Below are 8,496 nucleotides of genomic sequence, written 5' to 3' on the forward strand. Positions count from 1 at the left end.
GCCTCCCCGGCCTTCATGCCACTTGTCACGTCAGTCATCAACTGTCGCTCCCAGATCGGGAGTTACACCGCTCACCGTACAGACCCCGAGAACGCCAACCGCGCCCTCGCCGCCGGACGCGCCTCGGCCGAGCACGGCTTCGCCCACCTGAAGAACTGGAGGATCCCCACCAGAACTCCGCACCCACCCCGTCCGCGCCACCCACCTCCTGCGCGCCCTCCTCGTGCTGACGAACCTCGGCGCCACCACTGCCAGATGAACTACACGGCCGATGAGGACGTCCGCGCACCGCGTCGTGGCTATTCGCCCAGCAGAAGGATCTCCAAGAACTCCTGCGGGGCATCCCTCCAGACATCGTGGCCGCTGTCCAGGGTGTGGACACGCCAGGTTGGGTCGTTGGCCAGCCGGTCGCGCACGGCGGTGAAGGGCGTGCCGTCCCACCCGGACAGATACACGTAGTCCCGGGTCTTGACGTCACGCAGGCCAGCCGCGTCCAGCCGGATCCGCTGGAGAAAAGAGGCCAGTGGATGTGCGGTCAAGCGCGGGTCGCTGCCGGACGGCGGCCGGACCGCGTATCCGTCCGCCGCCGCGCCGTCCAGGAACAGGCTGCGGTAGGCATCGGTGGTCAGGTCCCAACAGGACTGGCCGTCCTCGGGTACGTAGGCGTCGGCGTAGACCAGGCGGCGCACCACGCCGGAAGGGGCGCGGTCGGCGGCACCCGTGATCACCATGCCGCCGTAGCTGTGCCCGACGAGAACGGCGTCGCCGACCTCCTCGGTAGCGAGTACGGCGAGCACGTCGTCGATGTGGGTGTCGAGATTGACGTTGGCAGAGTTCAGGTGGGCGCGGTCGCCGACACCGGTGGGGGTAACGGTCAGCGCCCGGTGTCCGGCGGCGCGCAGCCGGTCGGCCAAGCCGGAGAAGTACCAGCCGCCGCGCCAGCCGCCAGGAACGAGAACGAAGGTCGTCATGCAGGCATGAACGATGCCCACATGACGCTGATTCCTCCACGGGCATGGGTAGTTCGCGCGGGTCCTGCCTGGGCGCGGGCCTTCTTCGCCGCGTAGTCCGGGTCGCGCGAGGTCTTCCACGTCTTCATGCGTTGAATCGAGACGCCCTCCTCGCGGAGCAGGACCCGAAGGCCCTCGTGGCTGATGTCGTCGACCACCCCCTCGGCGGCCAGGAAGTCCGCCAGCTTGGCCACGCCCCAGGTCGAAAACGGCAAGCCGTGCTCTGGCCGGCCTGGACTTGGCGAGCTTCTTGATCTCCCGGCGTTCGGCCCGGGTGAACGTTCTGGGCCTGCCGCCCTTGTACTTGGGGCAGAGCGCCTCGAAGCCGTCGGCGTTGAAGCTGTGGATTCACGTCCCGGACCCGGTCCGCGCTGGTGAACGTGATCTCGGCGATCTTCGCAACCGGCATGCCCTGCGCGGACCGCAGCACCATCTGGGCCCGTCGCCAGGTCACCACCGACCCGGTGCCTCGGCGGATGATCCGCAGCAGGCGCTGCCCCTCGGCGTCCTCGATCTCGTGGACGCGTACTCGTTCTGCCCCCCGGACAGCCTGGCGACATCGCGCAGTCCGGATCAGCATCCGCACGGCGCGACACGTCACGACAGGGGCAGAGGTTCTCGCGGCACTATGCGCTGGGGTCGCGGAGGCCGACTGCGTCGTGCCGCCAGAACGGCTCTGCGTAGACCAGCGTCCCTGTCATCCATCGCTCATACGCCGGGAGCCTGAGGGCCTGGAAGGCGCCGTCTGGAATGCGCAGAGATGGCTTTCGGAAGCCCTGGTCGTCACCGGGCGCGAAGCCGAAACGCGAGTAGTAGCCCGGATCGCCCTCCAGGAAGACCAGGGGGACGGCCCGCTCCGCGAGGGTCTTCAGCCCGTGTTGGACCAGGGCCGAGCCGATACCGCGCTTGTGATACTCGGGCATGACGGCCAACGGGCTGAGCACACGCACCTCAACCAGCCGTCGAGGGGCGTCGAGCAGGCTGCGGGTGAACATGACGTGCCCGACGATCTGCCCGTCGAGCTCAGCGACCAGTGAGAGACCGTCCGCGGGCGTGATCGTGCCGCGCAGGGTATCGACCAGGTCGGCCACGACAAGGCCGTGGTCACCGAACGCCCGCAGGTGGATGTCCCGCACAGACTCACTGTCGCCCGGAAGTTCTTCGCGAAGATCCATGACCGGAGGGTAAGGACCCGTCCCACTCGCTCGCACATGGTTTTGATGGCGGCCATCGCGGGGTCGACGTCCTTGTGATACTCCATGGCGGCGAGGAACTCGGCGTCTGACAGGTTCACGGGTGACGCCGAGGTCGGCGAGGGTGTCGACGCAGGCGCTCTTGAGGCGGTCGTGCCACAGGTCCAGGTAGGCGCCGGTCCCGTCGGCCGGCTACGGCAGATGCGGGTCCACCTCGTGGAGCCGCACGGGGTGAGGACCCGGGTCCGAGGACGCGGGCGACGTCGGCCGCCTCCATCTGAGTAACGCCGCGCCAGGATCGCTCATCGAGGGCGTCCCGGGACAGGATCGCCAGCTGCACACACTGCCGCTCGCGCCCTCCGCGCCCCCGCGCCTTTGCGGTAGATCCTTGCCCACGGGCCGAATCCAGGCTGGGTGAGCCGTCACTTCGCCTTCACCACGTTCTTGACCAGCTGGTGATCCTCGGGAAGACACAGGGAGCGGCGCTTTCACGGCGGCCGCCGCGGTGAGGACGATCAACGGGTCGCTGTCCTTGCCGTTGCGGTGCAGGCGCGGCGCACCAAGGCCGGACTCGCGCAGCGTCCACTCCACCAGTTCCACCACGGTGGTCGCGAGGCCGTCGAGCACGATCCCGCCCGTGCCGTCCGCGCAACCGTCGCCGTCCAGGACCGCGAGCGGACCGTGCGGGAAGCGCGGATCGGCTGCGAGCTGAGCCGCTTTCTTCGCGGCCGGACGGTGTCGAGTTTTCCGGCGCCGCGAGTTTTACCTCTGATTTAACCAAGAGCGCACGATCGGCCCACTCGCGTTGTGTCCTGGGCGGCGATTCGGTCGCAGGGTGTGGGCGGATATCGCGTACCTACTCCGCCGGAGCGAGTGCGCCACCGGGAGGTGAACCACCGCGTTCGCCGAAGGGCGCCGGCAGGGGGCAGGCGAAGGCCCCGGCTGGTTCGGGGGATCCCCAGCCGGGGCTGATCGCAGAGTGGGCGTGAAGGGCGGTCGCCTCGCGGCGGGGGCTCCATAAGGCTTCAGCCGAACGATCGTCCTCATGGGCTAAGGGTGAGGCCCGGGGACACAGTTCCCTTCACGCCCACATATGCATCAACGGTGAAAGCACCCTCGAATGTTCCCCAGGAGCGGCTCATCCGGGGACCCTGCGGATGCTCATGTGAGCGGGGCCCGGTGACGGCGCCTGTCGCGCGGTTTCCGGCGCGATCAGGTAATCAGGAACGGTGAACAAGGACGTGAGCGACCCCTTCGTCCATGTCCGGGGCGCCAGTGAGAACAACCTGCGGAACATCGACGTCGACGTTCCGCGGGACGCGATGGTCGCCTTCACCGGCGTCTCCGGTTCGGGCAAGTCCTCGCTCGCGTTCGGCACGCTCTACGCTGAGGCCCAGCGCCGCTACTTCGAGTCCGTGGCACCGTACGCCCGAAGGCTGCTGCAACAGGTCGGCGCACCGCACGTGCAGGAGATCACCGGACTGCCACCGGCCGTGGCCCTGCAGCAGCGACGCGGGTCGCCCAGCTCGCGCTCGACGGTCGGCACCATCACCACGCTGTCCAATCTGCTGCGCATCCTGTACTCCCGCGCCGGTACCTATCCGCCCGGGGCCGCACGGCTGGACGCCGAGTCGTTCTCACCCAACACCGCGGCCGGCGCCTGCCCGGAATGCCACGGACTGGGAGTCGTGCACGACGTCGCCGAGGACCTGCTCGTCCCGGACCCCTCGCTGAGCATCCGCGAGGGGGCGATCGCCGCCTGGCCGGGCGCCTGGCAGGGCGCCAACCTGCGCAGTGTCGTGAACGGCCTGGGCATCGACATCGACCGGCCGTGGCGCAGGCTCAGGAAGAGGGACCGGGACTGCCTGCTGTACACGGACGAGCAGCCCTCCGGTCGCCGTCCAGTTGCGGGGTGGTCGGCTCGGCGCCCTCGCTGACTGCTGCACTGCTGCCCGCAGGGCGGGGAGCAGTCCGGCGGCCATCGCGCCCAAGGCGGCGGCGGCCTGAGCAGCCTCGGCCACCTCACGCGGACCGGCGTGAAGCGCGGTGGCGACGGCGTCGAGCAGGACGTCGGTCTCGCCGGTGAGGTCGTGGCGGGCCCGCGCCACCATCCGCGACCCGGCGGCGGCCCGCAGCACGGCGCCTGCCTGCTCACGCTCGGCTCGCGGGACGGCCGCTGCGACGGCGGTGATGGCGGTGGCCGCGTACGGGAAGCGGGCCAGCACGGTGTACAGCTCGGGCAGGGCGGCGGCGGCCGACGGGCCCCAGTGGCGCAGCAGGTGGACCAGGTGGGCGGTCTCGTTGTTGCCGAGCCCGTCCGCGGCCAGGCCGTGCGCGGACGGCGGCGAGCAGGGCCGGGTCGAAGGGGAAGGCTGGCGCGTGGAAGTCGCTTGCGGCGTCGAGCGCGCGCTGGCGCCGGCGGAGGTGCCGGGCCAGCAGCGGGGCGGCCTGCCGGGGCACGACCCGAACGCGCACGGCCAATGCCTGGTCAGCCGCCTTGTCGTCGGGTCGGGCGGCGAGGTAGGCGAGGACGGGCGCGGCCTCGGCGGCGGCCGGCTCGAGCTTACCGAGCAGGGTCGACGCCGGGTGCTCGGCGGCGAGGGGGGGCGATGGCCGGGACGAGTCTGGGCCAGGGTCTACCGCAAGGCTCACGAAGGTGGGCGGCAGTGCGTGCGGCTGGCGATCTTGTCCTGGGGGGCCCTCGACGAACGCTCCTGGCCTGGAGTGAGCGAGAGGGAGCCTGCCGACATCGCCCGCGCCCTCGGCGTCCACGCCCAGCGCGTCATCACCCCGCGCGGCTCGACGGCCGTGTCGGGCCTGGAGCTGATGACCGCACTGCGCCCGCCCACCAAGACAGTGCAGGACCCGGCGACCGGGAACTGGGCCTCTGGTCACAACCGCGGCTCGCTGGGCACGGAACCGATGGACCCGGCGCCGCCGGAGGCCACCCCAGAGCACCCCTTGGTGGTGAACTTGGGATAACCGTCCAGCCGATGCGGTGGGCGGCCGACCTGATGGAGCAGGGTCACAACCCCGCCCGCCGCATCAAGGGCGGCGACGTGAAGGGTCTCGGGGCTGATGTCGTCATCTCACGGGCCGTGTCGTACCGACGTCGTATACGACATCACCGTGACACGAGCGCGTGGGTGCTGCTGCTCAGCGCCTCGTCGCGTACCGGGTCAGGACCACGCCGCCGGGAAACGTCCGCGTCTCCACCAGGTTCAGGTTCACCCAGCTGTCCAGCGCGGTGAAGAAAGGCGTGCCGCTGCCCACCAGGACCGGATGGGCGGCGATCACGTACTCGTCGATCAGCCCGGCGCGCATGGCCGCCCCGGCGAGCGTTGCGCCGCCGATGTTCATGGGGCCGCCGTCCTCGGCCTTGAGCCGGGTGATCTCGGCGATCGCGTCGCCGGTGACCAGGCGGGTGTTCCAGTCGACCTTGTCGATCGTCGAGGAGAACACCACCTTCGGCGTGTCCCGCCAGTTCCGGGCGAACTCGATCTCCGCCGGGGTGGCGCCCGGCTGCTGGTCGCCGGTTGGCCAGTAGGAGCTCATCGTCTCCCACAGTTTGCGCCCATACAGCGACAGGCCACTCGCCTGCTCGTGGTCGAGCCACCACTGGAACAGCTCGTCGCTCGGCGGTCCGCTCCATCCGATGTCGTCACCGGCCGCGGCGATGTAACCGTCCAGCGTCAGGTTCATGCCGTAAATCAGTTTCCGCATGACGCAGCCTTCCGTCCGGGGGTGTCCCGCGTATAGACCTGCGCGGCCCGGGAAACTCGTCGGTGCGCGATCTGGGCTCGCCGGTAGTCCTCTGGCCGGCCTGGTCCGCCCGTCCGAGTCCTCAGAACGGGTCCCTCTCGCGCACCATCCACCCTGCCCAGTCGTACTACCTCCTCTTCATCGGAGGCACAGGGGACTTCCCCGCGGCGGTCCGCCTCCTTCACACACCGGTAGAAGACCTGCTGGGATCTCACATGCCGTTCCGGCTCACGAAGCGGGGCCACTTCGGGGACATCAGCCTCGGCCTGTCCGCGCGGGCGATCACCTTGACCAGGAAGGATCGCCGATCGCCTACGACCGCCGCCGCACGGTCGACTACCCACCTGCTGCCACTGGACGCTTGGACGCAGCTCTGCCGGGACATGGGATTCGAGGCCGGCGGGCGGTTCAGGCGGCGCCTGTCCGGTCGTTGATCTGGAAGCTGATGACGTCGACTTCGTCGGTTCCCGCCAAATCTGGGTAGTGGCCCTGGAGGCACTCCCGGAGTTCGGCTGCGGTCGTCAGCCCCTCGGCTTGCGCGTCCTGGTTGGTGAGGTCGCTGACCAGGCAGTGCCTGATGCCGGTCACCTCTGCCAGCAGGACGACTTCGGGGTCGCTCTCGAACACCAACCGCGACGGCCCGAGCTGGGCCGGGTCCCGGAAGCGGGTGGTCTTGGTCTTGGCGCCGGAGCGGACGTCTTCAAGGTAGCGGGGGTGGAACCGGATGATCGGGGGACCGGCCGTCTCGGGGTCTTGGTAGAGCGACGGGTCGAGACCGTTCATGCCTTCCGGGGTCCATCGCTGAGTCAGCGGCATCAGGTCGGCGGCGAGAACGGACCTGGGCCCCGCGGGCGTGGGCACGATGACGCGCATGGTGGGGTAGTAGTCCGCGAAGACCTGCCGATCGCGCCCGCACGGGCCGATGATCCCGCGCCCGTGGTTTCCCACGGCAACGATGCAGCGCATCTGGCGGGCGCCCTGGGCTCGTGCGGCTCCCAGAGCCACGAGTTCGGCACAGGGTCCGCCGGTGAAGTGGTAAAGGTTCACGCCGGCGAACATCCGGTAGTCGGCGGCCATGACCGCGGCGCCCATCGTATGGATCCCGTCTTCGTCGGGCCCGGCGTCGGTATGCGCGTCTATGGTGCGGCGTGCCAGCTCCACGAGCTCACGCTCGTCATCATCAAGAGCTCGCGCAGATGACGGTACGTACACCTTTTTGGCCTTCCCTTTCGTCAGTAGGCGTCGAAGATAATTCCACGCCACGCAGGTGGGCTCCACGGGATTTCAACCAGCTGTGGCCGGCCATCGGTCGGAGCCCGTTCGAGTCTGTTGAGCTTGGCCATCGCGGCGTCGAAGCTGACTGGAAGTCCTTCGGCCTCGCCGAGCCAGCCATCGGCGCGGGCCTCGCGGATGCGCTCGCGGGGGTTCAGGACGATCTCCAGGAGGCGGGGCCGCCGGCGAGGGTCCATCTGGAGAACCGGGCAACGGACGCAAGCTTCTCCGAACTACGGTCACGTCAAAGCCAGAGGCCGGGTAGCCCGACGAAACCTCACCGTCGGGCCAACTTCGACCGCCTGCGCTCACGCCGGCGGCGTACGTGCGGTCGCGTAGTCCACCGGCCAGCAGCACGCGCCGAGCCCGCCCAGCCTCAGCGCACGCTCAACCACTGCGAGGCGTCCTCATCATCCTCGCCGAGTTCACAGGCCGCCGCGCGCGCCGAGTGCGGCGGCGCCGGCGTACCGCGGTGGTGACCTGGGACAGCGGCCGGCGAGGCAGCCGACGACCGCTACGGGCAGGCGGGGCTCACTCGAACGAGGGAAGTGATCTCGTCAGCCGCGGTCACACCTCCCGACACCGTCGAGACGGAGTGGATGCCGCGGACGATGTCCAGCACCGCCGTGGTGGGGGAGTCCCGCGCCCGGTCCCGGTCACCGACGGAATTCGTGACCTGCGAGAACGTGGCACCTGAAGTGCGGGATCCCTCGTTGATCCGCGGAGATTCCCTGTTGACTCCCGGCTGTCGGCTGTCGGCTGTCGCCGATTCGGGGTGCTCTGGAGCGATCCCCCTGTGTGGTCAGGGCATGGCCTTGTCCCGCAGGAACCGGACGACCTCGGGGAGCTCGGCCATGGGCAGGCCTTCGGCGGCGAGCAGACCGACCTGGGTCAACACCGCGGCGTGGTCCCAGTGGATCCGTTCGCTCGCCATGAGGCCGTCGCGGAATTTCACCACCACGACCAGCGGCACTTCGACGGTCCGTCCGGTCGGGGCGAGTCCGGGCAGCAGGGACGGGATCTCCCGGTCGTGAGGGATCCCGCATGATGGTCTCCTCGACGAGGCAGTCGCTGCCCACCGACCGATCCACCGTCTCAGTGACGGTGTTCTGCGGAAAGCCCGGAATGAGAGTGGCCACCGGTCGGGTGACGGGTGGCCTCCCGCAACGCACGAGGCTCCCCCGAAGCGCCTCACAAGGGCTTAAGACGTCATTTCACTTGGCCAGTCGGCGGTGGCATATGAGGGTCGCGGCGATGGC

The 8,496-nt window shown here is 69.4% G+C and carries 6 protein-coding genes and 3 pseudogenes; 2 read left to right on the forward strand and 7 right to left on the reverse strand.

All coding sequences use genetic code 11. From position 1 onward, the window contains the following. Positions 1-299: 299 nt before the first annotated feature. The 3 genes and pseudogenes from AB0B40_RS37585 to AB0B40_RS37595 all read right to left on the reverse strand — a co-directional run bounded on the left by AB0B40_RS37585 (position 300) and on the right by AB0B40_RS37595 (position 2,185). Positions 300-971, reverse strand: coding sequence for an alpha/beta fold hydrolase (locus tag AB0B40_RS37585; RefSeq protein ID WP_362268105.1), 672 nt, complete (start codon positions 969-971; stop codon positions 300-302). 74 nt (positions 972-1,045) lie between these two features. Next, positions 1,046-1,590 (reverse strand): annotated as a pseudogene (locus AB0B40_RS37590) (helix-turn-helix domain-containing protein); the annotation flags it as partial. 46 nt (positions 1,591-1,636) lie between these two features. Continuing rightward, complete coding sequence (locus AB0B40_RS37595; RefSeq protein WP_362268107.1) at positions 1,637-2,185, reverse strand: N-acetyltransferase; 549 nt, start codon at positions 2,183-2,185, stop codon at positions 1,637-1,639. Between the two features lie 1,247 nt (positions 2,186-3,432). Here AB0B40_RS37595 and AB0B40_RS37600 point away from each other — a divergent pair. Together AB0B40_RS37600 and AB0B40_RS37605 are read left to right on the forward strand one after the other, a co-directional pair. Next, positions 3,433-4,095 (forward strand): annotated as a pseudogene (locus tag AB0B40_RS37600) (ABC transporter); the annotation flags it as partial. Positions 4,096-4,828: 733 nt separating this feature from the next. Further along, a pseudogene (locus AB0B40_RS37605) lies at positions 4,829-5,176 on the forward strand (transcriptional regulator); the annotation flags it as partial. Between the two features lie 183 nt (positions 5,177-5,359). Here the strand turns inward: AB0B40_RS37605 and AB0B40_RS37610 are convergent. The 4 genes from AB0B40_RS37610 to AB0B40_RS37625 form a co-directional block, all read right to left on the reverse strand. After that, the gene (locus tag AB0B40_RS37610) at positions 5,360-5,926 is read right to left on the reverse strand and encodes a dihydrofolate reductase family protein (protein WP_362268108.1); all 567 of its coding nucleotides are present in this window, start codon (positions 5,924-5,926) and stop codon (positions 5,360-5,362) included. Between the two features lie 447 nt (positions 5,927-6,373). Continuing rightward, complete coding sequence (locus tag AB0B40_RS37615; protein WP_345046199.1) at positions 6,374-7,126, reverse strand: ASCH domain-containing protein; 753 nt, start codon at positions 7,124-7,126, stop codon at positions 6,374-6,376. A gap of 71 nt (positions 7,127-7,197) precedes the next feature. Further along, a complete protein-coding gene (locus AB0B40_RS37620) occupies positions 7,198-7,434 on the reverse strand; it encodes a hypothetical protein (RefSeq protein ID WP_362268110.1) in 237 nt (78 codons plus the stop codon). 605 nt (positions 7,435-8,039) lie between these two features. Beyond that, entirely contained in the window at positions 8,040-8,210 is a 171-nt protein-coding gene (locus tag AB0B40_RS37625; protein ID WP_345046197.1) for a hypothetical protein, read from the reverse strand. Positions 8,211-8,496 lie beyond the last annotated feature (286 nt).

This window comes from Streptomyces sp. NPDC042638, from assembly GCF_040647235.1.
GTDB classification, from domain to species: domain Bacteria; phylum Actinomycetota; class Actinomycetes; order Streptomycetales; family Streptomycetaceae; genus Streptomyces; species Streptomyces rameus.

Coding starts and splice junctions, on each gene's coding strand:
- AB0B40_RS37595 (WP_362268107.1), bottom strand. CDS start 2,185: ATGGATCTTCGCGAAGAACTTCCGGGCGACAGTGAGTCTGTGCGGGAC.
- AB0B40_RS37610 (WP_362268108.1), bottom strand. CDS start 5,926: ATGCGGAAACTGATTTACGGCATGAACCTGACGCTGGACGGTTACATC.
- AB0B40_RS37585 (WP_362268105.1), bottom strand. CDS start 971: ATGACGACCTTCGTTCTCGTTCCTGGCGGCTGGCGCGGCGGCTGGTAC.
- AB0B40_RS37620 (WP_362268110.1), bottom strand. CDS start 7,434: ATGGACCCTCGCCGGCGGCCCCGCCTCCTGGAGATCGTCCTGAACCCC.